The 23,880-nt window shown below is 64.7% G+C and carries 23 protein-coding genes; 8 read left to right on the forward strand and 15 right to left on the reverse strand.

Features of this window, described 5'->3' with window-relative positions; genetic code table 11:
- Positions 1-91: 91 nt before the first annotated feature.
- The 6 genes from rplT to ACQY72_RS07835 all read right to left on the reverse strand — a co-directional run bounded on the left by rplT (position 92) and on the right by ACQY72_RS07835 (position 5,929).
- Positions 92-445, reverse strand: a complete 354-nt coding sequence (gene rplT, locus ACQY72_RS07810; protein ID WP_428156663.1) for a 50S ribosomal protein L20 — start codon at positions 443-445, stop codon at positions 92-94.
- Between the two features lie 55 nt (positions 446-500).
- Entirely contained in the window at positions 501-698 is a 198-nt protein-coding gene (gene rpmI / locus ACQY72_RS07815; RefSeq protein WP_135193772.1) for a 50S ribosomal protein L35, read from the reverse strand.
- A 162-nt stretch (positions 699-860) separates the two neighbouring features.
- Positions 861-2,162, reverse strand: coding sequence for an MFS transporter (locus tag ACQY72_RS07820; RefSeq protein WP_428156664.1), 1,302 nt, complete (start codon positions 2,160-2,162; stop codon positions 861-863).
- A gap of 28 nt (positions 2,163-2,190) precedes the next feature.
- Positions 2,191-4,197, reverse strand: coding sequence for an alpha/beta hydrolase family protein (locus ACQY72_RS07825; protein WP_428156665.1), 2,007 nt, complete (start codon positions 4,195-4,197; stop codon positions 2,191-2,193).
- Between the two features lie 123 nt (positions 4,198-4,320).
- On the reverse strand, positions 4,321-4,842 hold the full coding sequence (infC, locus tag ACQY72_RS07830) for a translation initiation factor IF-3 (RefSeq protein WP_135193774.1): 522 nt from the start codon (positions 4,840-4,842) through the stop codon (positions 4,321-4,323).
- Between the two features lie 124 nt (positions 4,843-4,966).
- On the reverse strand, positions 4,967-5,929 hold the full coding sequence (locus ACQY72_RS07835; protein WP_428156666.1) for a glycosyltransferase family 9 protein: 963 nt from the start codon (positions 5,927-5,929) through the stop codon (positions 4,967-4,969).
- A gap of 71 nt (positions 5,930-6,000) precedes the next feature.
- On the opposite strand from ACQY72_RS07835, the gene ACQY72_RS07840 reads away from it, so the two are divergent.
- Positions 6,001-6,741, forward strand: coding sequence for an alpha/beta fold hydrolase (locus ACQY72_RS07840; RefSeq protein ID WP_428156667.1), 741 nt, complete (start codon positions 6,001-6,003; stop codon positions 6,739-6,741).
- A gap of 140 nt (positions 6,742-6,881) precedes the next feature.
- Here ACQY72_RS07840 and aguB read toward each other — a convergent pair whose 3' ends face one another.
- The 4 genes from aguB to ACQY72_RS07860 form a co-directional block, all read right to left on the reverse strand.
- Positions 6,882-7,745, reverse strand: coding sequence for an N-carbamoylputrescine amidase (gene aguB, locus ACQY72_RS07845; protein WP_428156668.1), 864 nt, complete (start codon positions 7,743-7,745; stop codon positions 6,882-6,884).
- Entirely contained in the window at positions 7,742-8,707 is a 966-nt protein-coding gene (locus ACQY72_RS07850) for an agmatine deiminase family protein (RefSeq protein ID WP_428156687.1), read from the reverse strand. The genes aguB and ACQY72_RS07850 overlap by 4 nt, the downstream gene beginning before the upstream one ends.
- 204 nt (positions 8,708-8,911) lie before the next feature.
- Entirely contained in the window at positions 8,912-12,211 is a 3,300-nt protein-coding gene (locus ACQY72_RS07855) for a TonB-dependent receptor (RefSeq protein ID WP_428156669.1), read from the reverse strand.
- Between the two features lie 182 nt (positions 12,212-12,393).
- Positions 12,394-13,482 carry a capsular biosynthesis protein gene (locus tag ACQY72_RS07860; RefSeq protein ID WP_428152843.1) on the reverse strand — a complete coding sequence of 363 codons (1,089 nt, stop codon included), beginning with the start codon at positions 13,480-13,482 and terminating at the stop codon, positions 12,394-12,396.
- A gap of 131 nt (positions 13,483-13,613) precedes the next feature.
- Between ACQY72_RS07860 and ACQY72_RS07865 the strand changes: the two genes are divergently transcribed.
- Positions 13,614-14,063, forward strand: a complete 450-nt coding sequence (locus ACQY72_RS07865; protein ID WP_428152845.1) for a hypothetical protein — start codon at positions 13,614-13,616, stop codon at positions 14,061-14,063.
- Here ACQY72_RS07865 and ACQY72_RS07870 read toward each other — a convergent pair.
- Entirely contained in the window at positions 14,053-15,207 is a 1,155-nt protein-coding gene (locus ACQY72_RS07870; RefSeq protein WP_428152846.1) for an OmpA family protein, read from the reverse strand. The two genes, ACQY72_RS07865 and ACQY72_RS07870, sit on opposite strands and share 11 nt — an antisense overlap.
- Before the next feature lie 154 nt (positions 15,208-15,361).
- On the opposite strand from ACQY72_RS07870, the gene ACQY72_RS07875 reads away from it, so the two are divergent.
- Both ACQY72_RS07875 and ACQY72_RS07880 read left to right on the forward strand, forming a co-directional pair.
- Complete coding sequence (locus tag ACQY72_RS07875; protein WP_428152847.1) at positions 15,362-16,270, forward strand: SDR family NAD(P)-dependent oxidoreductase; 909 nt, start codon at positions 15,362-15,364, stop codon at positions 16,268-16,270.
- A 293-nt stretch (positions 16,271-16,563) separates the two neighbouring features.
- A complete protein-coding gene (locus ACQY72_RS07880) occupies positions 16,564-17,766 on the forward strand; it encodes an acetyl-CoA C-acyltransferase (RefSeq protein WP_428152848.1) in 1,203 nt (400 codons plus the stop codon).
- Positions 17,767-17,933: 167 nt separating this feature from the next.
- Here ACQY72_RS07880 and ACQY72_RS07885 read toward each other — a convergent pair whose 3' ends face one another.
- Genes ACQY72_RS07885 through ACQY72_RS07895 form a run of 3 tightly spaced genes read right to left on the reverse strand, consistent with a single transcriptional unit; the run spans position 17,934 to position 19,664 of the window.
- Positions 17,934-18,497 (reverse strand): demethoxyubiquinone hydroxylase family protein, encoded by a 564-nt coding sequence (locus tag ACQY72_RS07885; protein ID WP_428152850.1) that lies wholly within the window; start codon positions 18,495-18,497, stop codon positions 17,934-17,936.
- 6 nt (positions 18,498-18,503) lie between these two features.
- On the reverse strand, positions 18,504-19,049 hold the full coding sequence (locus tag ACQY72_RS07890) for a disulfide bond formation protein B (protein WP_428152851.1): 546 nt from the start codon (positions 19,047-19,049) through the stop codon (positions 18,504-18,506).
- 39 nt (positions 19,050-19,088) lie between these two features.
- Positions 19,089-19,664 carry a YqaA family protein gene (locus ACQY72_RS07895; RefSeq protein WP_428152853.1) on the reverse strand — a complete coding sequence of 192 codons (576 nt, stop codon included), beginning with the start codon at positions 19,662-19,664 and terminating at the stop codon, positions 19,089-19,091.
- Between the two features lie 87 nt (positions 19,665-19,751).
- On the opposite strand from ACQY72_RS07895, the gene ACQY72_RS07900 reads away from it, so the two are divergent.
- The 4 genes from ACQY72_RS07900 (at position 19,752) to ACQY72_RS07915 (ending at position 23,179) form a co-directional block, all read left to right on the forward strand.
- Positions 19,752-20,396: an exopolysaccharide biosynthesis protein gene (locus ACQY72_RS07900; protein WP_428152854.1), complete on the forward strand. Its 645-nt coding sequence runs from the start codon at positions 19,752-19,754 to the stop codon at positions 20,394-20,396.
- A gap of 129 nt (positions 20,397-20,525) precedes the next feature.
- The gene (gene hppD, locus ACQY72_RS07905; RefSeq protein ID WP_428152855.1) at positions 20,526-21,650 is read left to right on the forward strand and encodes a 4-hydroxyphenylpyruvate dioxygenase; all 1,125 of its coding nucleotides are present in this window, start codon (positions 20,526-20,528) and stop codon (positions 21,648-21,650) included.
- A complete protein-coding gene (locus ACQY72_RS07910; RefSeq protein WP_346497806.1) occupies positions 21,651-21,836 on the forward strand; it encodes a hypothetical protein in 186 nt (61 codons plus the stop codon). It begins immediately after the preceding gene.
- A gap of 926 nt (positions 21,837-22,762) precedes the next feature.
- Positions 22,763-23,179, forward strand: coding sequence for a hypothetical protein (locus ACQY72_RS07915; RefSeq protein WP_428152856.1), 417 nt, complete (start codon positions 22,763-22,765; stop codon positions 23,177-23,179).
- A gap of 155 nt (positions 23,180-23,334) precedes the next feature.
- Here the strand turns inward: ACQY72_RS07915 and ACQY72_RS07920 are convergent, their stop codons facing one another.
- The gene (locus tag ACQY72_RS07920; protein WP_428152857.1) at positions 23,335-23,835 is read right to left on the reverse strand and encodes a hypothetical protein; all 501 of its coding nucleotides are present in this window, start codon (positions 23,833-23,835) and stop codon (positions 23,335-23,337) included.
- Positions 23,836-23,880 lie beyond the last annotated feature (45 nt).

The raw sequence follows: 23,880 nt of genomic DNA on the forward strand, positions 1-23,880 counted from the left end.
GCCCCGGAAACCGGAGCGGGCGTCATTCTTGTTGCGCTACGCTCGCGACGCGGTCGCTCGCGGCTTGAGCGCGGTCCTTACGCCAAAACCCTTAAGCGAGGGCGGCGCGGACCTTGTCGGCGACAGCCTTGAAGCCGGTCGGGTCGGCGGCGATCGAGGCCAGAACCTTGCGGTCCAGTTCGATGCCGGCCTTGTTCAGACCGTTGATGAACTGGCTGTAGGTGAAGCCTTCGATACGCGCGGCAGCGTTGATTCGCTGGATCCACAGGGCGCGGAAGTTGCGCTTCTTGGTGCGACGGTCGCGATAGGCGTATTGCCCGGCGCGGTCGACGGCGGCCTTGGCCGTACGGATGGTGTTCTTGCGGCGGCCGGAGAAGCCCTTGGCCTGCTCCAGAACCTTCTTGTGCTTGGCGTGCGAGGTTACGCCACGTTTTACGCGAGCCATGTCGCTATTCCTTCAAATTCTTTGGGATGGAGATCAGTCGTACAGCGCGCGCCGATCAGGCGTACGGCATGTAGGATTTGATCTTCTTGGCGTCGGCGTCGGCCATGACCTTGGTGCCGCGGTTCTGGCGGATGTATTTCGAGTTGTGGCTGATCAAGCGGTGACGCTTGCCTGCAACGCCCGACTTCACCTTGCCAGTGGCCGTGAATTTGAAGCGCTTCTTGGCGCCTGACTTCGTCTTCAGTTTCGGCATTTCAGTCTCCTTTTTGAGGGGCTATCGCTCTCCGAGCTACTTGAGCCCGTTTTGCGATGTCTCCTCAGAGTTTAAGAACCGCCCAGGCATGCCTGTTCGCCCGGCGGTTCGGTACGCGAAGGCGCGGCTTGTAGGCGAAGACGCCCGGCGACGCAAGATGAGTCACGTCAAGGACTTGGCGGGCGCCTCCGCCGCAACCTGACCCCGCCGGATGGCCCGTCCGGCGTTGATCGCCATGACGGCTGCGGGGATGGTCAGCAGCGCCCCGACCAGGAAGGGCCAGTCGTGCCCCAGGCCGGAAAACAGCGCGCCCGCGATCATCGGCCCGAAGATGCGCGCCACCGAGCTGGAGGCCATGTTCAGGCCCAACATGGCCCCTTGCCGGTCGGGCGGTGAGGCGCGGCTGATCATGGCCGAGATATTGGGCATGGCCATCGACATGCCGCACGCCCCCAGCGCCATGACCATCGGAATGACCCAGCCCTGGACGATGGGAATGGACAGGGCGCCCAGTTCAAGCCGGGTCGCCGGGAACCAGGCGACGGGCGCCAGCACCTGCAACACCAGCGAGCTTCCGAACAACAGCATGCCGGTCGCCAGCACGCGCGATTCGCCGAACCGCCGCGCCAGCCGTCCGGCGAAGAACCCCTGGTTCAGGGTCGAGACGATGCCCACGATCATGAAGCTGAGCCCCACCTCGCGCGCACCCCATTGATAGCGGCTCTCGGCCCACAGGCCGAACACGCTCTCCATCGCCGAGAAGCCCGCCATATAGATCAGGGTCACGATCAGCACCCGCGACACCACATCGTTGTCGCGCGCATCCTTCAGTCCCGCCAGGAAGGCCGGGCGCGGCGTGGCGGGATCGGCCTTGGCCCGGCTCTCGCGCAGGAAGACGATCACCCCGACCGCCGCCACAGCCGCAAGCGCCGCCGCCAGGAAGATCGGCAGCTGATATCCCAGACGCCCCAGCTGCGGCTGGGTCAGCAGTCCGCCCAGGCCCGGCCCGACGATGAAGCCCAGGCCGAACGCGGCCCCGATCAGCCCCATCCGCCCCGCCCGCTGTTCCGGCGGCGTCACATCGGCGACATAGCCCTGGACCGTGGAGATATTGCCCGCGCCCAGACCGGTAAACAGCCGCACCGCAATCGCCAGCCAGATGTTGGGCACGAAGGCCAGCATCAGATAGCCCAGCGCATTGGCGATCAGGGTGATCAGCAGCACGGGCTTGCGCCCGATCCGATCCGACAGCCGCCCCCAGAACGGTTCGGCGAAGAACTGACCCAGCGAATAGGCCGAGAACATCAGCGTGATCTGCCACGCCTCCGCCTGCAGGCTCTGGGCGAAGAAGGGCAGCAGCGGCACCACCAGCCCGAACCCGACCAGGTTGATGAACACCGTGGCGAACAACACGGCCAGCGCCGGGGTCTTGAGCTTGGGCGGGGTGGTCGGTGTCGCGGTCATGGCCAAGGCTTAGCGCGGCATTCCGTCGCTAGCGAGCCGGATTGTTCGCCTCCAGAAACCGCACGGTCTCGCGCAGCATCTGCTGGCGGGTGTCGGCGCGCGACAGCCAGTGATCCTCGCCCTCAAGCTCGATCAGTTCGACCGGCTTTCCGGCCCGGCGCATCGCCTCGGCCATGACGCGGCTCTGCTCGATCGCCACCACCGTATCGTCGCGGCCGTGGATCAGCAGCAGCGGTTTGTCGACCGTGTCGGTCAGATAGGCGGGCGACAGCGCATCCAGCGCCCGGTCGTTCAGACGCGCGGCGCCCATGAACCGGTTCCAGTATCGGACCGTCTGGTTATTCTGACTCCTTTCCTGGCGGGCTTCCCAGTTCACCATGCGGCGCAGGTCGGAGACGCCGGCGACGGCGACGGCGCAGCGATAGACGCCCCGGTCCAGCGTCAGCCCCGCCATGGCCGCGTAACCGCCGTAGCTGGCGCCGACGATGCAGACCCGGTCGGGATCGACGATGCCCTGTTCGGTCAGCCAGCGCACGCCGTCGGACAGGTCCGTCTGCATCTTGCGACCCCATTCGCCGTATCCCGCCTCCAGAAAGGCGCGCGTGTACCCTTCCGAACCCCGGAAGTTGGGCTGAAGCACCGCATAGCCGCGCGACGCCAGCGCCTGGGCCCACCAGTCGAACCCCATCACATCGCGCGACGCGGGCCCGCCGTGCGCCAGCACGATCAGGGGCAGTTGCTCGGGCGTCTGAACACCGGGCGGCAAGGTCAGATAGCCAGGAATCTTCAGGCCGTCGGCGGCGTCATAGGTGACATGTCGAACGGCGCCGACCTGTTCCGGCGGTATGTCGGGATAGGTGAAGGCCAGGGCGTCGGCGGTGCGACGGTCGAAATCGACCAGCTGATAGAGGCCAGATTCGCCGATGTCGCTGAAGACCAGAATGCGTTTCTGGTCGGCGCTCCATGACACCAGCTGCGGCGCCTTGCCCTCGAACGCGCGCTCGATCGAACGCCACCGGCTGGCCGAGGTCGGGTCGATGAACTCATAGCGCTCGCCATCCTCCTCGGTGCGCGAGGCGCCGATCAGAAGACGGGTCCTGGGATGATGCCACAGCGCGTCCGGGTGATGCGCAAACGGCAGTTTCGTCCACTCGCCGGTATCGACATTGACCTCGAACAGATTGGCCTGCGTCTCGGATTCGGGATCGGCGGCGGCCAGATCGGGTCGATCCGCGCTGATCACCACCGTGCGCGGCGTGCGGCCCATACCCAGGAACGTCGGCGTGTCCACCGGCGCATCGGTCGTCCAGGCCTCGCGGAACCGACGGCCGTTCGGCAGCATCATGGTCCAGCGCCCGCTGCGCTCGACATAGCGCGCGGTGGCGATCACGACGCCGTCGCCATCCAGCACATAGTCGTCCGTTTCTCGATCCATCGGCACGACCGAACGGCCACGACCGGAACTCAGATCGACCCTGTGAAGATCGGACTGTCCGGTTTCGACGTTGAAGCCGCGCACGAACAGCGTCGGCCCCTGGTCGGTCTCGCGAACCGATGCGCCGCCATAGAGCACCGGCAGAACATCCTGCGTGCGATCCAGCACACGGGTCAGCTTCTGCGTCGCCAGATCGAGGATCATGCCGAAATAGAGCTCGGATCGCGGCACCCCCAGAAGATGGATGGCCCGCGTCTGGGAGCTGATGATCAGCACCTTGCCTTCGCCGATCCAGCGCAGATCGCGCACCTTGGCCTCGCCGATGGACGAAGCGAAGACATGCTCGGCCGTATTCATATGGGTGACGGCGATGGCCCGCTGCTCGCCTGTGACCACGATACGCGCGATCAGATCGCCGCTGGGCGACAGCGCCATCAGCTCGACCGTGGGCGACGCCGCATAGACATCGAGCGACGGTGGGGCGCCCTGCGCTTCGGCCTGCACTTGCGCCTGGGCCTGAGCGCCGGAAACCACGACGCCGCACAAGGCGACGACGCTCAACACGGTCAGGACCAATCCCGACAGAACAGACTTCAGCATGAACTCCCCCATCCACGGTGAAGCTCAACCAGAAGACAGGGAGCGACGCAAGCGGCGGATGCGCCAACGAAAAACGCCCCGGTCCTGCGACCGGGGCGTTTCGTATTCAGCGATGGATCGCGATCAGCGCGGGGCCAGGATCATGATCATCTGGCGGCCTTCCATCTTGGGCGAGAACTCGACCTTGGCGATTTCGTCGAAATCGGCCTGGACCTTGTTCAGCAGCTTCATGCCCAGTTCGGGGTGCGCCATCTCGCGACCGCGGAAGCGAAGCGTGACCTTGACCTTGTCGCCCTCGTCGAAGAAGCGGTGCATGGCCTTGGTCTTCACCTCATAGTCGTGGGTGTCGATGTTGGGGCGCAGCTTGATTTCCTTGAGCTCGACGACCTTCTGGCGCTTGCGCTGCTCGGCCTTCTTCTTCTGCTCCTGGAAACGGTGCTTGCCGTAATCGAGGATCTTGACCACCGGCGGCTCGGAGGTGGAGACGATCTCGACCAGGTCCATCCCGGCTTCTTCGGCGGCTTCGAGCGCGGAAGAGGTGGGCATGACGCCCTGTTTCTCGCCGTTCTGATCGATGAGCAGAACGCGAGGGGCGCGGATATCCTGGTTCATACGCGGCCCGTCTTTCACGGGTGGCGCTTGCATGGGACGGCGAATGGGCGTCGTTTCCTTATGTGGTCAGAGAAGGCGTGTGTCTTGATAAGCGGAATGGCGCAGCTTGCGCCACGTTCCCCTCAAGGCCGCAATATGCGCCCGGAAGGCCGGTTTTTCAAGGCTTCACGGGCGCGGCGCCGATATAGGCGTCGTGCAGCGCCAACACCGCTTCGAACACATGATCCACGCTCAGATCTTCGATGGGCGCGAACTGGCCGCGCGTCTCGTTCGACGCCGCCGTGCGCGTCTTTGGACCCCAGGGACCATACAGCCACCACTCGGTCGGCCCGAACAGGCCCAGCGTGGGCCGACCCAGCGCCGCAGACACGTGCATCAGACCGCTGTCGTTGCCGACGAAAAGGTCGGCCCGGTCGATGGCGGCGGCCGAGGCCAGGATGTCGCCCTTGCCCACGAAGTCGATGCCCCGCGCGCCCGCAGCCTCCAGCGCCGGGGTCGCCGGCGGCCGGTCGCCCGGCCCGCCCACCGGCATGAACCGCCAGCCGTCGAACCGTGGCTCGGCCTTCAACTTCTCGACCAGCGCGCCCCAGCGGTCGGCGGGCCAGCTCTTGCCCGGCTGATGCGCGATGGGGGCGAGCGCAATGATCCGGCCGGGACCGGTCCCGCCCGCCAGCTGCGGATCGATGACGGCGGCGGCCTCGGCGCGCGCCTGATCGTCCAGGAAGATTTCGGGATCCAGCGGCGTCGCCGCCCCCATCAGGCGCGACACCATCTCGACCTTGCGCAGGCCGGTCTCCCACGAGCGATTATAGACGATGCGGCGTTTGGCCGGGATCAGATAGCTGAGCGCCGAACCCCGGATGTCGATGACCAGGTTCCAGCGCGCGCCGACGACCTGTTTCCACAGGTCGAGCCAGTGGCCGGACATCTTCTTCTTGTCGAGCACGATGGTCCGCACCACGCCCGGCGCATTGCGGAAGAAGGGCGCGGGCGGCCGGCCGCAGGCCACGGTGATCTGCGCCCCTGGAACCTGGCGCGCGATCTCGCGAATCACCCCCGACGAGATGACGCAGTCGCCGATGCGGTTGGAGGTGACGAACAGGACTTGGGGTGCGGACATGGGTCTGTGTTCCGCCATCCCGCGTCGCGGTCAAGGGTGACGGAGCCTCAAAGTCGCGGCACAAGGGCGCCATGACCGACATCCAGCACCTGTCCCGCCCCGACGGCGAAACCCTCGCCTTCAAACGCATCGAGGGCGCCGGTCCCACTGTGATCTGGATCGGCGGCTTCCGCTCGGACATGGAGGGGACCAAGGCCCTGGCGCTGGACGTCGCCGCACGCGAACGCGGCTGGACCTTCATCCGCTACGACCATTTCGCCCATGGACAGTCGTCTGGCGACTGGCGCCAGGCCACCATCGGCCGCTGGCGCGAGGACGCCATCGCCCTGATCGACAGCCTGTCCGGCCCGATCATCCCGGTCGGCTCGTCGATGGGCGGCTGGGTCGCCCTGCTTGCGACGCTGGCGCGGCCGGAACGGATCAAGGGGCTGGTCCTGATCAATCCGGCCCAGGACTTCACCGAACGGCTGATGTGGCCCGGCCTGGCCGATCACGAGCGCCAGGCCATCCTGCGAGAGGGCGAGACCCTGATCGTCGAGGAAGGGCTAGGCGAATATGTCCTGACGCGGCGCATGTTCGAGGAGGCGCGCGACTGGCTGTTGCTGGGCGGCGTGATCGACATCGCCGCCCCGGTTCACATCCTGCAGGGCCGCGCCGACGACGTCGTGCCGTGGCGCCATCAGATCGAGCTGGTCGAGCGGCTGAAGGGCGTCGACGTCCGCCTGGACCTGATCGAGGGCGGCGACCACCGGCTTTCGACGCCGACGGATCTCGACCGGCTGATCGCGGCGGTGGAGGCGATGCGTCCATAATTTTTCCGCTCATCCCCGCGAAAGCGGGGACCCAGCACTTTGGGCGCTCAGGGGCCGACGGCAGGGCATGCTAGATGGCCAACGCACTGCGCTGTAAAAGGACTGGGTCCCCGCTTTCGCGGGGATGAGCGGAGAGTTTTTCAGCCCTTACCCGTCAGCGCCCCATACAGATCCGTCCGCCGATCGCGGAAGAAGCCCCAGGCCGCGCGATACTTGTCCAGCTCATCCAGGTCGAAGCGGTGCACCAGCACCCCCTCCTCCTCGGCGCCCAGGCTCTCGACCAGGTCGCCGCGCTGATCGGCGATGAAGGAGTGGCCGTAGAAGGTCTGACCCACGTTCGTCACCGTCTCATGACCGATCCGGTTGGCGCCCACCACGGGCACCGCATTGGACACCGCATGCCCCTGCATGGCCCGACGCCAAGGCTCGGCCGTATGCAGATCGGCATCGTGCGGCTCGGTGCCGATGGCGGTCGGATACATCAGCACATCGGCGCCCATCAGCATCATCGCCCGCGCCGCCTCGGGGAACCACTGGTCCCAGCAGATGCCGACCCCGACCTTGCCGAAGCGGGTGTTCCAGACCTTGAAGCCCGTATCGCCGGGCCGGAAATAGTATTTCTCCTGATAACCGGGGCCGTCGGGGATATGGCTCTTGCGATAGACGCCCAGCGCCTCGCCGTCCGCGTCCAGCATGACCATCGAGTTGTAATATTGCGGCCCGTCCTTCTCGAAGATCGAGACGGGAATGGCCACACCCAGGTCCTTGGCCACCGGCGCCATGGCCGTGACGCACGGATGTTCGCGCCATTCATAGGCTTGCGTGAACCAGTGCTCTTCCTGCGACACGCAGAAATACGGCCCCTGGAACAGTTCCGACGGCAGGATCACCTGCGCGCCCTTGCCCGCCGCCTCACGCACGAAGTCGATGGTCTTGGCGATATTGGCCTGCATGTCCTCGCCATAAGAGGTCTGGATGCCGGCGACGGTGATGTTGCGGGTCATGCGGGCTCCTGCTGGGAGATGCAGTGGAACGAGCCGCCGCCGGTCAGGATGGCCTTGGACGGCAGAGGAATGATCTCGCGATCGGGGAAGGCCGTCGCAAGGGCCTCGCAGGCGAACCGCGCGGCCTCGTCGTCGCCATAGGTCGGCACGACCACGGCGCCGTTGGCGATCAGGAAGTTCATGTGGCTGGCCGGGATCGGGCGTTCGTCCTCGTCCAGCACCAGGCCCGGCGACGGGATCCTCAGTACACGGAGCGTGCGGCCCGCCGCATCCGTCATGCCCGACAAATCGCGGGCCGTGGCGTCATAGACCTCGGCGTTCGGGTCGTTCTTGCCCCAGGCCACCGGGCAAGCCACCACGCCCGGCGCGACGAAGCGCGCCAAGTTGTCGACGTGGCCGTCGGTGTGGTCGTTCAGCAGGCCGTCGCCCAGCCAGAGCACGGCCCTGGCCCCGATAGCTGCTTCCAGCGCGGCTGTCGCGACCGCCTCGTCCTGGTTCCAGGCCGGGTTGCGGTTCGGGTTCAGCAGGCACTGGCGCGTGGTCAGGACCGTCCCCTCCCCGTCGTGATCCAACGACCCGCCCTCCATGACAAAGTCGTTCCACGTCAGGGGCACGCCCGAATGTTCGCCGATCTGGCCCGCAACGAGGTCGTCGCCCGGCATGTCATACTTCCCGCCCCAGCCGTTGAACTTGAACGCCGCCGCCGTCTTCGATCCCGCGCCGAAGATCGGCCCGGTGTCGCGCAGCCAGATGTCACCGAACTCGCCGGCCACCACCTCGACATTCTCGACCCCCGCGAAGCGCGCCTGGGCGTCCGCCAGAACCTCGGCCTTGCCGACCATCAGCTTGACCTGCTCACGCCCCGGCCCGGCCAGAACCCGCACCAGCCCCTCGACCTCGTCCTGCGCCTGTTCCAGCGCCTCGAACCAGTATTCCGCATGGCTGGGCCACCCCACCCACATGGCGCGGTGCGGAGCCCACTCTGCGGGGATGGCGGCAGGGATGGCAGCGGTCATCGGCGAACTGATCCTGTCTGTAATCGGGCACGAAACGCGAGCCGCGCCATATGGCCCCTCGTGCCCCCGACTTCAACGCCGGGCCTATGCGCAAATAAAAAGGGCGGCCCGCGAACGGACCGCCCTTCGTCGTTTCAGTCTGTCGTTCGCTTAGAACTGATAGCGAACGCCGACCTTGACCTGCCACACGGAGTTCGTGCCGAACGTCGACGGCGAACGTTCCGTGAAGGCGTTGTATGTGTAGAACTGGTTGCCCGTCCGCGCCGCAGTCACGTTTGTCGATGTGTAGGGGAAACCAATCTGCTGGATCGAGCCCCACTCGTCGTTGAGCAGGTTGCCCAGGTTCTCGATATCCATATAGCCGATCAGCTTGGCTCCGCCGGGGAAGAAGGCCGGCAGTTCCTGCTCGATATGCATATCCACCGTCGTCACATACGGCGATTTGAAGGCGTTGCGCGGCGAGATTTCACCCGCATAGTCGATCAGGCCAGTGCGTTGCAGGAAGGCATTGAAGGCCGTGATATCGAACGTCGGACCATAGCGGACCAACGGATCGCTGGTGGCCGTGACGTTACCCGAGGAGTCAGCTTGCGGCACATAGAGCAGTTGGCGTTGGGTGGAGATGTATTCGCCGTTCAGAGCCGACGAGTTGGTGCCGAAGACGTAGCTGAAAGGCAGGCCAGAACGACGCTGCGCATAGAGGCCGATACGCGTCCGGTAATCACCGAAGAAGGCGCGCGAATAGTTCACGCTCAGCTTCAGGGCGTGCTCGATCTCGTAGTTCGAGGTCGTCAGGCCGGGGTTGTTCGGATCCGACAACGCGATGTTGCCGAAGTTCGAGCTGGCCGTCGACGAAGTCGCCGGCGAACGGTCGGTGCTGTCAAGATAGGTGTAGGAGAAGTTGAAGCCAGCGCCTGTCAGCCAGCCCTCGTACCAGTCCTTGCTCACGCCGATCGCGAACTGGTCGGTTTCGCCACCTTCGAAGTTGGTCATCATCAGAACGTTCTGACCGGTGCGAACCGGGTTCGGACCATAGACCGGACGGCCGTCCGGGCCGGTTCCGTTCTGAGTGCGCGCCAGGCTCAGATCCACCCAGCCGATCGCGTCCTGCAGTTCCGAGTGGACGTACTCGGCCGTCACATCCCAGCCATCGCCGAGATAGAAGCGGCTCAGGTCGAACGACTTGGTGGCGCCGATCGAAGTCTTCCAAATCGACGGTGTCTTGAAGGTCGGATCGATCAGGTTGATGTTGCCCGTCCCCAGATTGGCGCTGGAGGTGACAGCTGTTTGAGCCACAGGATTGACCGCCGAACCATTGACGTTCAGCAGCGCCGCCTGTTGGGCCGCACTACAGACCGGGAAGGCGTTCGCGAACTGCGACTGATAGTTCGCCGCGACCTTGCACTGGAAGCTGCCGATCAGGTTGCCGGGGTTGGAATAGGAGTTCGCGATCCAGACGTTGGGCGAACCACCCTGGAAGCGACCGAAGCCGCCATACACGGTGATGTCCCACGGCGCGCGCCAGTTAAAGGCGAAGCGCGGCTGCAGGATGCCGATACCGTCCAGGTTTTTGTCGTTGCCGAATCCGAACCGGGTCACGAAGGCTTGGTTGAGCTGCGGCTTGTCGTCCGAGGTGTAGAGGTCATAGCGCAGGCCGGCCGTGATGGTCAGCTCAGGAATGGGCTTCCACTCATCCTGGAAATACAGGCTGTTCAGCGCATAGCTCAGCGACGCAGCGCCATCGACCTTGTTGTTCGATGCGGCGTTGGAATAGCCGATCGACGAGGCGCGCCGCGCTTCGAAGTCTGCAATCGAAGCGAACTCATACTCGCCGTTCGCCACCTGCACGAACAGGTTGAAGATATCCTGTTCTTCGCGTTCCAGACCGACCGTAAAGCGGTGATTGTAGCCTGCGTCATAGTTGGCGACGGCGCGATAGAGCGTGGTGTCGGTCGTCAGGAGGTTTGCGTGACGCGACCGTTCCGGGCCGAAGCGGATCGAACGGCGCGTACCTGTTTGGGTGCCGAACGGAGCGTCCAGATAAATCTGCATGGCGGCGAAGTCGTTTCCGCCCAGGCCCTGCGAGATGTTCTCGACTTCTTTGCGAGAGAACGAGAATTCGGTCGACAGTCTGTCAGTCCAGTCGGAGAACAGCTGAGCCTTGTAAACCTTCAGGCTGGTGTTGAGGCTGTAAGCCGATGACAAAAGACCGACACTGATGTTGTTGCCGCTGGTGGTGGTGCCGTTCAGAGTAAGGTCAGACCCTTCGCTCTGCTGGTAAGACACGACGGCGCGGTGGCGGTCATTGATGTTCCAGTCCAACTTGGCGAAGTATTTCTCGTCCGTGACCGGAAGTTCGTCCGCGCGCCAGTCCAGCGCATCATATCCGTAAACGCGCTGAGAAATTTCACGGACTTGGTCGATTTGAGCCTGAGTGATGCCAGGCGCTTCGTTGACGGCGCCCGAGCCTTGCGGACCCGACAGTACAGGCTGGGTCGATTCAAATTTTTCGTAGTTGAGGAGGAAGAACAGGCGGTCCTTGATGATCGGGCCTCTCAGGGTTGCGCCCCAGGTCTTTTCTTCAAACTTACCGCTGACGACGCGGTCTTGACGCTGACCGGTGACGAAGTCTTCGTAGCTGAAGTTCTCGCCGCGCAGGCCGTCGTCAGTCTTTTCCCAGAACACTTCGCCGTGAAAATCATTACCACCTGACTTGGTCACCGAGTTGACCACGCCGCCCGTGAAGCTGCCGTATTGGACGCCGTAGGGCGCTACATCAACGACCACCGCTTCAAGTACAGAACGCGAGATCGGCGTGCTGCGGGTCGGATAGCCGTTGCCGTTCAGCCCGAAGTCGTCGCTCTGGCGTACGCCATCAATCAGCACGGCGTTGAAGCGGGTGTTCTGACCGCCGATCGACAGGGCGTCGTTGTTGGTCGGATCGACCGTGGCGAACGGGGTGGTGCGGACGATGTCCTTGATGTCGCGGCCGATCGACGGGAGGGTCTCGATGTCGACGAGGTTCAGGTTACTACGCGGCGAGGTGCGCAGACCGCCAGAGCGAAGACCCGTCACCACGATGTCGTCGACTTGGGCGGCGGTGTCGGCGCTGCCGGTGATGACCAGTTCAACGGACACCGGCGTGCCGATGCCAATGCTGCCGACCTGGGCCGCAGCATCGCCAGCAGCCGACGTGCTCTGAACCAGGTAGGGGCCGCCGACGCGCAGGCTGCGCGACGAGAATTGACCCGTTTGGTCGGTGACCGTCGTCGAAGTCGTGCCCGACGGAACGTGGGTCACGGTAACGGTGGCGCCCGCCACCGGCGAACCCGCTGCGTCATAAACGGCGCCCGAGATGCCGCCGGTCGTTTCTTGAGCGAAGACGGCCGTCGAGGCGGACATCATGATGGCGACGGCCGAAGCGCCGTATGCCAGTTTCCGGAAGGTCATTAGCTATCCCCAGCTGGTGGACCGAAAAGGGTCGAGGACATGTTCGAGACATGTCGCAATCCAGCCCCCTCTAGGACTCATGTTGAACCCTGGGACGACAGTTATGTGACAGAGAAATGACAGCGGCAGAGGAGTGGTGTTGGCGCCACACCCCTCTGACAGGGGAGCGGATCAGCGTGTCGTCAGTCCGATACGCGCTCGAACACGTCCGCAATTCCACGCGCCGTGGGCAGGATGGCGTGGGGTTCGTGGAAGTTGCCGTTCACCTGGCTCTGGGCGATCACATGGGCGCGGAAGCGAGTGAACAGCGCGGTGTCGGGCGCCTGGGGCGCAGACCAGAAGGCGTCGATCGGCTGCTGGTCGGTCAGGCCGTCGAAATCGAAGAAGGCGTCGCCCATGACCTTGACGGGCGTGTGGAAGCCCAGCGCGGACAGGGCGGCGCTGGAATTGTTGACCACCATGCCCTGCGATGCGCGGCACAGGGCGGCCAGATTGCCGCCATCGATGAAATCGACGCGCCCGGCCAACCCGTGCGCCTCGGCCAGACGCAGCGTCACCGCTCGAAGGTTCACAAGACCCGGATCCAGCGGATGGTTCTTGACGACCAGTCGAGCGCCAGACGGCGCCTTGGCGGCGAAGCTGGCGATGACCGCCGTCAGGAAGGCGCGGTTGTCGGCATAATTTGAATACCGCAACAGCTGGGCGTCGCCCTCGCGCTGCAAGCAGGCGATGAAGAAGTCGCCGCGCGCCTTTATGACATCGGCGTCGCAGTTCTCGGCCTTGCGGAACGCCAGGCTGACGTAGCGGCGGATATGGCCGACGCACTGCTTCAGCGGCGAGAAGACGTAGGGCGCGGCGTAGTGGGGAAACATCGCGCCGCCGATGATCTGGGCGGCGTGATAGGCGCTGATGTTGGCCACATGGTGTGGCAGGATCTTGCCGACCGCGATCGGCTCGGACACAGGCGGCATAGGCTCGGGATAGCCGTCGCGGAACCTCGGCAGGGCGCTGGAGCCATTGACGCCGTTACGCTCGACCGTCACCCAGTCGGGCCGGAAATAGCCGTTTTCCAGGACCCACACCCGCGATGACATAGTCTCAGCAGCAGTCAGAACGGTCCTGTTGTAAGGGCCGGCCTCGCCGAACACGATGATGTCGGTGAAACGCGAAGCAAGCTCGGAAAACCCATCGGCCCACGCCTGGGGATCGGCCTTGAACACCAAGCGTCCGGGCCGTCGCCAATTCATGGCGTCGCCGGCGTTGAAGATCATGCGGCTGACGGTCGCCCCTCGCCCCTCAAGAACCGAAGCCAGCGCCGTACCGAAGGATCCGAACGGAGCGGAAACGATCAGAAAGCTTCGGCCTGCCAAGCCGACGTCGCTGCGCCGGACGGATGTCGGAAATGAAGAAACAACCGCAGATGTCGCGGTTTGCGGACCGCGCGAACGCACATGCGCATCCGGGCGGGTCAGCTCGGCGCGAAGACGGTAACGGCGGCGACGACGGGCCGAAAGCAATCGGGAAGAAGAGCGCAATTCGACCATTACGCCGCCCCGATCGGGCGCGACCCAATAGCTGGAAATCGCAGCGCCAGAAACTCGGCACAATCAGGACGTTTACGGACGAGCGTCATTATCGCTCTTTTGTCGCGGCAACCCGAGGCGATCAACCGAAATCGGCAACGACCCAGCGGTTTACCGAAACAGATCGTGAAGCGAGACTTTTTAACATCAAAGCCGCCGCCACCCTGATGGCGACGACGGCTCGATGCCTTGAAATCGACGATTTCCATGAACCACCGGTCGCCGGCCTGGATGTCCAGGCCGGCTTCCACGCAGGTCTTAGAAGTTGATGTCGATGGTCGCGCGGCGGTTGAGCGGTTCGCGCACACCGTCGGCGGTCGGCTTGGCCAGGTTGGTTTCGCCCTTGCCGTCGAGGGCGATGACGCCGCCGTTGACGCCTGCAGCAACCAGCGAGTCCGCGACGGTGCGCGAACGGCGGTTGGACAGACCCAGGTTATAGGCGGCCGAACCCGAGGTATCGGTGTAGCCGACGATCACGACGCGCGTCGGACGACCCGACTTGGCGTAGTTGGCGGCTTGGGTGACGACCGAGCGAGCTTCTGCGGTCAGGTCCGAACGATCCCAGTCGAAGTAGACGACGAACTGGCGAGCGACCGGGGTCTGAGCGACCGGCGCCGGAGGCGGCGGGGGCGGAGGAGGCGGCGGGGGCGGAGGCGGCGGGGGAGGCGGCGGCGGCGGAGCGTCTTCCGCACCGAAGCTGTAGCGCAGACCCAGGGTCACGGTGTGCGACTGATCGTAGTCGCCATCCCATTCGCCGAACTGCGTGGCGCCAACGCCCGTGCCGACCGTCGTCGAGGCGAACGAAGCGTCGCCCGTCAGGTAGCGGTAGGTCAGGTCGATGTTGGCGCGGTCGCCGATGGCCCAGGCCAGACCGGCGATCGCCTGAGCGGCGAACTTGGTCGAGTCGTCGTCAGCCGTAAAGGTGGCGGCGCGGTTGCCGCGCAGGGTGCCCGAGATGTCCGTCTTGACGTGGTTCACACCAGCGCCCAGGCCGACGAAGGGACGGATGCCCCAAGCTTCGTAACCGAAGTCATAGATGACGTTCGCCATCAGGGTCATCGATTCGATGTCGCCTTCAGGAGAGAAGCAACCGCCCGTCGCCGGGGTGGTGTTGCAGACGCCCTGCGTTCCCGAGACGGCGCGAACCGTGCCGACGTCGCCCGAACGGTAGCCGCCTTCAAGCTCGGCGCGCCAGTTGGGGTTGAAGCGATAGCCGAGGCGCGCGAACGCGTTCCAGCCGTCGTTGACTTCATAGTTCCACGACGCACCCGTCGTCGAGGATTCTGCGTTGATATCGTCCATGAACTGGTAACCGGCGTCGACCGCCCCGTACCAACCATTGGGTTCCGCCGATGCGGCGCCGGCTGCGAACAGTCCGGCGGCGGCAACGGAGGCGAGAAGTTTGAGCTTCATAGCTTCCTCACTGTGTGAATTGCGCGAAGCTGCACATAGGCACAGCGTTCCCGAGCCGAACGGCGTGGCTGGCGCACGGTTCCGCTCTAGGATTAGGATTGTGACGACTGTGGCGCCATTTCAACACATTGGGCGCCGGCGAAAGGAAACGATTATGGCGATGCGGTTCGACGGACAGGTGGCGATCGTGACGGGGGCCGGCGGCGGGCTGGGGCGCGAGCACGCTTTGGCGCTGGCGGCGCGGGGGGCCAAGGTGGTGGTCAACGACCTGGGCGGCGCGCGCGACGGCTCGGGCGGATCGGCGACGGCCGCGCAGGCCGTGGTCGCCGAGATCGAGGCTGCCGGCGGCGAGGCCATCGCCAATGCGGCGTCGGTCACAGACTTCGCGGCGGTTGAGGCCATGGTCGATCAGGCGATGGCGAAATGGGGCCGGATCGACATCCTGGTGAACAACGCCGGCGTCCTGCGCGACAAGACCTTCGCCAAGATGGAGATCGAAGATTTCCGCTTCGTCGTCGATGTTCACCTGATGGGGGCGGTCAACTGCACCAAGGCGGTGTGGGAGATCATGCGGGGTCAGAACTATGGCCGCATCGTGATGACCACCTCGTCGTCGGGCCTGTACGGCAACTTCGGACAGGCCAACTATGGCGCGGCCAAGATGGCCTTGGTCGGCCTGATGCAAACCCTGTCGATCGAGGGCGCCAAGAACGACATCCGCGTCAACTGCCTGGCGCCCACCGCACACACGCGCATGACCGAGGATCTGGGCGCGGCCCTGCCGCTGGAAGCCCTCTCCCCCGCGCTCGTCACACCCGGCCTGCTGTATCTGGTCAGCCGCGATGCCCCCAGCCGCGCCATCCTGGCCGCCGGCGCCGGCGGGTTCGAACGCGCCTATGTCACCTTGACGCAAGGAGCGTTCATCACCGGCGAGGATGCGCCCGAACAGGTCGCCGCCCACTTCGACGCCATCTCGGACCGCGCGGGTGAGATCGTTCCCGACATGGGCGCCGCCCAGGGCATGATCGAACTGACAAAGGCCCAGAAAGCGCACGGAGGCTGACGATCTGATCCTGCCCCTTCTCCCATGGGGAGAAGGTGGCCCGTAGGGCCGGATGAGGGGGTATGGTGTCAATCGCGTCGCACAGCCTAACCCCTCACCCTTTCGCACAAGGACGACGGCTGACGCCGCCGTGTGCTCAAGCCCTCTCCCGCCGGGAGAGGGTTGCGTTGACGTGGGGTCAGGCGCCTAACTTCCTTCCAGAGGAAACCGGCCTCAAGCAGCGCAAAGCGCGATAGGCCAAACACAAATGGGCTCAAGTAGCCCGAAGGGCGATAGCCCCAGGAGGAAAGCTCATGCGCGAAGCCGTCATCGTCTCCACCGCCCGCACCCCGATCGGACGGGCCTATCGCGGGGCCTTCAACGACACCCAGGCCCAGCAGCTGGGCGCCCATGCGGTGAGGCACGCCGTCCAGCGCGCCGGCGTCGATCCGGCCGAGATCGAGGATGTCGTCATGGGCGCGGCCCTGCAGCAGGGCTCGACCGGCACAAACGTGGCGCGCCAAATCGCCCTGGCCGCCGGCCTGCCCTCGACCGTCCCCGGCATGAGCCTGGATCGCCAGTGCGCCTCGGGTCTGATGGGCATCGCCACGGCAGCCAAACAGGTGGTCTTCGACCAGCAGAAGATGGCGGTCGGCGGCGGGCTGGAAAGCATCTCCCTGGTCCAGAACCAGCACATGAACCTATACCGCGGCAAGGACGAGGCCCTGCTGAAGCTGGCGCCGCACGTGTATATGTCGATGTTGGAAACGGCCGAGGTCGTGGCCCGTCGCTATAACATCGACCGCGACCGCCAGGACGAATATGCGCTCCAGTCCCAGCAGCGCACGGCGGCGGCGCAGGCGGCGGGCCGTTTCGACGCCGAGATCGTGCCGATGACCACCTCCATGCTGGTCACCGACAAGGCGACTGGCGAGACCTCATCCAAAGAGGTCACGCTGTCGAAGGACGAAGGCAACCGGCCCGAAACGACCCTGGAGGGCCTGAAGTCGCTGAAGCCCGTGTTCGGCGCCGGCGAGGAAATCCAGCAGGGCGAGTTCATCACCGCCGGCAACGCCTCGCAACTGTCGGACGGCGCCTCGGCCTGCGTGATCATGGAGGCCGGCGAGGCGGTGAAGCGCAACCTTCAGCCGCTGGGCGTCTATCGCGGCATGGCCGTCGCGGGCTGCGAGCCCGACGAAATGGGCATCGGCCCGGTCTATGCGGTGCCGAAACTGCTGAAGCGCCACGGCATGACGGTGGACGACATCGGCATCTGGGAGCTGAACGAGGCCTTCGCCGTCCAGGTTCTGTATTGCGCCGACACCCTGGGCATCCCGAACGAGCTGCTGAACGTCTCGGGCGGCGCGATCTCCATCGGCCACCCCTACGGCATGTCCGGCGCCCGCATGACCGGCCACGTCCTGATCGAGGGCAAACGCCGCGGCGCCAAATACGGCGTCGTCACCATGTGCATCGGAGGCGGCATGGGAGCTGCTGGCCTGTTCGAGATTTACTGAACCTTCTGTCTCCTCCCCGTCGCGGAGCGACGGGGAGGTGGCGCGGCGCGTCTTCAGCGCCGTGACGGAGGGGTTCTTCACCGCATCACAGGCGCCCGTGGGGCTTCAAGAGCCCCTCCACCACGCTACGCGCGGTCCCCCTCCCCGCTTCGCAGGGAGGAAACGGTTTACACCCGCTCGCTGACCTTGATCGCGACCCGGCATCCCGCCTTGATCACCCCGCTCAACAGCCGATAGGCCGGCGCCTCGCGGCTGCCGTGTTCGATGGCGTGGTCGTGGTGGGCCAGTTCCTCGTCGCGGAACTGTTTCAGTTCCGCCGCCAGCTCAGGATCGCGGTCGCCGATCTCGGCGATCTGGTCGGCATAGTGTTTCTCGATGACGCTCTCGACCGCCTCGGTGCAGGCATGCGCCGCCTTCTCGCCCATCAGGGCCGTTCCGGCGCCGAGCGCCGAGGCCGCGATCCGCCACAGGGGGGTCATGACTGTCGGCCGCACCTGCCGCTCGTTCAGCAGCCGGTCGAAGCGCGCCAGATGCACCGCCTCCTGGTCCTGCATCTCGCCCAGGTCACGGGCGATCTCGCCCCTGCCCTTGCGTCCCTCGAACACCGCCTTCTGCGCGCGATAGATCAGGACGGCGGCGTATTCCCCAGCATGATCGACCCGCAGAATCTCGTCCATCCGCGCCTTGTCGGCGCCGCGGCCCGGTCTTGGAAGGGGAGTGGAGGCGCTCATGTCAGGTCAGGCCTTCTCGATACGGGGGGCGCGGGCGTCCTTGGGGCGTTTGGCGGCCAGCAGGCTGAACACCGCAAGCGCCGAAGCGATTATCGCGTTCCACCCGGCCATCGACAGACCCAGCCAGCTCCAGGCCACGTCGCCGCAGCCGATCACCTTGACCACCGGCCCCGTGCCCATGGCCAAGGCCGTCAGACTGTCCAGATCGACCGAGCCCCCGACCGACGAACAGGTCGCGGGCAAGGCCCACCATTTGTATTCGCCGCCCATGTGGAAGATGGCCGTCACGGCCCCGGTGGCGAAGACGGCGGCCAACAGGAAGGCGGCGATGCGAGGGGTTCCCCGCCGACTGCCGCTGATCAGGGTCCAGGCCGTGGCGACCGTCGCCACAGCGACCGCGCCCCAATAGGCCTCGCGCTGCTTGAGGCACAGGTTGCAGGGCTCAAGCCCGCCAAACCGCTGAAACGCATGGGCCGCGCCCAGCATGGCCAGCGACGCGGCCAGGGCGAAGGCGGTCCACCAACGGGTCAGAAGGCGATAGATATCGATCATCTTGAAACGGTCTTAGCCCGCTCCTGCGGCCGCGTCGACTTACAGAAGCTTCACGGCGACGATCAGTCCGACCAGGGCCACGATGCCGATCACGCTCCACAGCGCCAGCCGCTTTTCCACCTGCGCCAGCATCGCCGGGCCCCAGCGTTTCAGTATCCACGCCTCCAGGAAGAACCGCCCGCCGCGCGTGATGATCGACGCCCCCATGAAGACCGGAAAGCTGAACGCCGCCAGGCCCGAGGCGATGGTCACCAGCTTGTAGGGGATCGGCGTCAGACCCTTGATCAAGATGACCCACAGCCCCCACTGATCGAACCAGACGCGAAACTGCGCCAGTCCGTCCGAATGGCCCAACAGCCGCATCATCGCCAGGCCCAGGTCGGTCAGGAAATAGCCGATCGCATACCCCAGTATCCCGCCCAGCACCGAGGCGACGGTGCAGACGGCGGCGTAGAAATAGGCCCGATCCGGCCGCGCCAGGATCATCGGCGCCAGCATCACGTCGGGCGGAATGGGAAAGAACGAACTCTCGGCGAACGACACGACGGCCAGGGCCTTCGTCGCATGGCGGCTGCGCGCCAGATCGAAGACGCGGTCGTAGAGTTTGCGCAGCATGGCGATCCTTAAGGCGGCACGGCGCGTTAGCACCCCTGCGGCATTGCGTCATCCTCGGCCGTCACATCCACCTGCTAGAGCGCCTGCATGACGACCCCCGCCTCTCCCGCGTCCACGGCCCAGCAGGACGACGTCAGCCACAACGTCACCCGCCTCTTGCGGCGGCTGGCGGACGACGGCGGCGAGGCGGGCCTGACCCTGCACGAGATCCGCGACCGGCTGGACGAGCGCGCCTATGGCCTGCTGATCCTGCTGCTCTCCATCCCCTGCCTGGTGCCCGGCCTCTATGGCGTGCCGCAGGTGGTCGGCCTGATCGTCATCCTGCTGGCCGGCCAGATGCTGGTCGGGCGCGAGGAGCCGTGGCTGCCGCGCTGGTTCCTGAACCTGCGCTGCAAGGGCGCCTGGCTGAAGGCCATGGCCGATTTCGCCGAGTCGAAACTGGGCTGGATCGACCGGCTGTCGCGCCCCCGCCTGCGCCGGTTCGCCGACGGGCCCGGCGAGAAGCTGGCGGCCGTCTTCATGATCCTGGCGACCCTGACCATCGTCATGCCCCTGACCAACACCATCCCGTCGGTCGCCCTGGCCCTGCTGTCGGTCGGCCTGATCCAGCGCGACGGCCTGTTCGTCCTCGCCGGCTGCGCCGTCACCACGGCCTGGCTGACCCTTCTGGGCATTCTCGCCACCGGCCTGCTTATGGGCGCGGAATGGGCGACCCGGCTGCTGCCGGGCTGATATCGCCCTGCCGTCATCACGTCCCCGTGGCTTCGTCTTGGCTCCGTCGTCTTCTGTGACTAGGTTCCGCGCCAATCGGCGGCCCCTTTCGGTTAAGCCCGCCTCAAAAATCTGTGCGGGAGACGCGCCATGAACGACATGACCCCAGATCAACAACTGTCCACGGTCGAAAAGCTCGACCAGGAAAACCCCCTCGGCGTCGACGGTTTCGAATTTGTCGAATTCACCGGCCCCGAGCCCAGGGCGATGATCTCGCGCCTGGAGCTGATGGGCTTCACCCAGACGCACGTGAACCCCCGGACCGACGTGGTCCGCCTGAAGCAGGGCGACATCAGCTTCCTGGTTCACCGCAAGCCCCAGGATCGTCCGGACAGCCAGGCCGCGACCTTCGCCAAGGATCACGGCCCGTCGGCCAACGGCATGGCCTTCCGCACCACCGACGCCAAGGCCGCCTATGAGGGCGCGGTGGAGCGCGGTGCCAAGCCGGCGCAAGGCGTCTCGGGCGGCGCCCTGGGCGCAGACTATCCCTATATCCTCGAAGGCATCGGCGGCAGCCTGCTCTACGTCATCGACCAGTATGGCGACGCCGGCTCCCTGTATGACACCTGGGACGAGATCGAGGGCTGGGAGGAATCCGAGCGCAAGAATTCGATGGGCCTGGAGATCCTGGACCACCTGACCCACAACGTCCGTCGCGGCGAGATGCGCACCTGGTCGGGCTTCTACGGCTCGGTGTTCAACTTCGAAGAGCAGAAGTATTTCGACATCAAGGGCAAGGCGACCGGCCTGTTCTCGCAAGCCATGATCGCGCCCGACCGCGCCATCCGCATCCCCCTGAACGAAAGCCAGGACGACAACTCCCAGATCGAGGAGTTCCTGCGTCGCTACAACGGCGAAGGCATCCAGCACATCGCCCTGACCACCGAGAACATCTTCGAGACGGTCGAAGCCATGCGCGAGCGCGGCGTCGATTTCCAGGACACCATCGAGACCTATTTCGAACTGATCGACAAACGCCTGCCCAACCACGGGCACGACGTGGCGCGGATGCGCAAGAACCGCATCCTGATCGACGGCTCGGACGAGGACGGCCTGCTGCTGCAGATCTTCACCCAGGACACCTTCGGCCCGATCTTCTTCGAGATCATTCAGCGCAAGGGCAACGAGGGCTTCGGCAACGGCAACTTCCAGGCCCTGTTCGACTCCATCGAGCTGGACCAGATTCGTCGCGGCGTCATCAAGGTCGACGCCTGAATGCAGATGCGGCCGCCCGCCTGGCTGCCCTGGCTCGGCCCGGTCCTCGCGGCCGGCGCCGGGGCCCTGGCCGGCGAATACTGGCTGGGCGGCGGCTTCTGGATGGTCCTGATCGCCGCCCTCCTCTGCGGCTTCGCCCCCATCGTCGGCTATCAGGTCTGGAAGCGGCTGCACCACCGGGGGTGAGGATTACGGGATCGGGCGTCGCTGGGAGCGGGCTGGATCGGAGTTCGCTAAGGGATGGGAGAGTAGACCTCGGCTAGGGAACAGTCTTGTAATGCTGGAACCGGCCACTTGCTGGCGCGACGTAAGATATGTCTCCTGTTGGAACGACATAGACTTGGGAACAGGTCGTTAGCGGGTGTTCAGGTTCGTCCCACCGACGGCATAGCCATCTATTGGCAATCCAATAGGCTCCGCCAAAGTTGTGATAGTCGCTCTCAAACCGATAGCTCCCATCCGAATCGAATGCCTCAGTAACGACCGCTGAACGATGCTGAATATCGACGTAGCGTTTACCGACAAATGTCGAGCGTAGCTCTTCGTTCGTCATTGGCGTTTGGCCCGCAGGAACTCGTGCATACGTCACAGCCATTTGCGTTGGAAGTGGCTTCTGCTGGACCACGGAAAGCGTGGCTTGCTGCTCTAATGAAGAGACATCAGGTTCGCTACAGGCGGTGGCGCCAACGCTGAGAATGCATATCAGAGGGCCGGACACCCGCACAAAAGGATGGCTCCTCCACGATCCTTGGAGCCAGGACGCGCCATCCATCACTACAGCAGCTAATTCGCTTAATGCTGGCATTCGAATATGGTCTGTTGAACGGGTGTTTTCATTCGGCAGATCATCCAGCGACCCTAACGACAAGTGGAGCGTCCGCAACCGGTCGATTTCGGTTCTGGCTTCGCCGCCGCAACATTGACGTCAGTCTGAAGAGCGGCCGCCGCCGTTGTCCGCATTGGGCGGGGAGTTGAAGTTAGATATCGTTGCCGCTTGCCGACTATACCAAAATGTAACCAAAGCGAGTGAAGCTGAACCCACTGCTAAGGGGTTGGTAATGTCGTCCGTTCGCGCGCTCTTGTTCTCGGCTGTCGTCCCACTGGCGAACCTCATGGCGATTGATCTCGGTGTGTTTCTGACGGATGGCTTCCTTCATGGGTTCACGCCAGGACTGGCCACGCAGTTTCTCGGTGTCATTGGCAAGCAACTTTCTGTTGGTTGGTTCGTGGTCATCGCGTTCGCTGCCATGGTATCTTTCGGGGCTTGGATCATCATCCAGCGCGCCAAATCAACCTCTGGACCAACGCGCCTCGTCCTCCTCAGTTTAGCGATGCTTGTTGCGGCTTTGCTTCCCGCAGGTCTTGCCCTTGTTGTCTTTGGCAAACCGTTTTTGGGGCTTGTTGTAGTTGGAGCAGTCTCTAGCGCTGCGGTCTTCATCGCTTCACGAGATGGGCACAGCGCGCACGTGTCGATCTCGACCGACCTGTCAGCGGCACAGCGTGAGGGTTTCGGTCAGCGTGGTCGTTAAGGTCCAATAGCTTCGACCCGTTTGACCACGAACGGACCGATCAGAGTGTCCGCAATGGGTCGTGCGCAGCCTTGGGATTCAGCGCCGAAAGCGGACGTTGGCCTCTAGGCCGGAAAGCGGACGCGCGGGACGCCGGCAGCGGCGTGGGCAGCTCCCTATTCGAAAGACGCGCTGACGAACTGATCCAACTCGTCCGCTGGCATGTAGGGCTCGCATCTTAGGGTTAGGGAACGCGCGCGGAAGTCCCGATCATTCCGTGTCGCAGCCTGAACTTCGCCCCGTTCAGAGACCTGGCTGAACGCGTAGAGGGACACCGCGATATTGTCGAAGGCCGCCTCGTTGGAACGATAACGGCCCGGTCCCCCATTGGCGCGCTGGCAAATCCGCAGCACGTCGCTCGCCGCCATGGAGAAGATGCGCGCGTTCGCGAACTGCGTCTCGATGTGTCGCGCCTCGACGGTGACGCCGTCCAAACCTCCACTGCGGTATTCAAGCAGGACCGCCGTCTCGTTCATCTCCAGATTTTGCCGATCGACGTCTTCTTGTTCCCCGATCGCCTGACGCAGGGCGGCGATGTCGTCCTCTGACACATATTCTGCCATGGCAGGCAGGTCGCGGAGCATGGCGTCGAGGTCAGCCGCGCCGACAGGTTTCATGAGGGGCCAGGCGAACCGTAGACGTCCGCCAATGCCGCCACCTCA

Source organism: Brevundimonas sp., assembly GCF_965279155.1.
In the GTDB taxonomy this organism is placed as follows: Bacteria; Pseudomonadota; Alphaproteobacteria; order Caulobacterales; family Caulobacteraceae; genus Brevundimonas.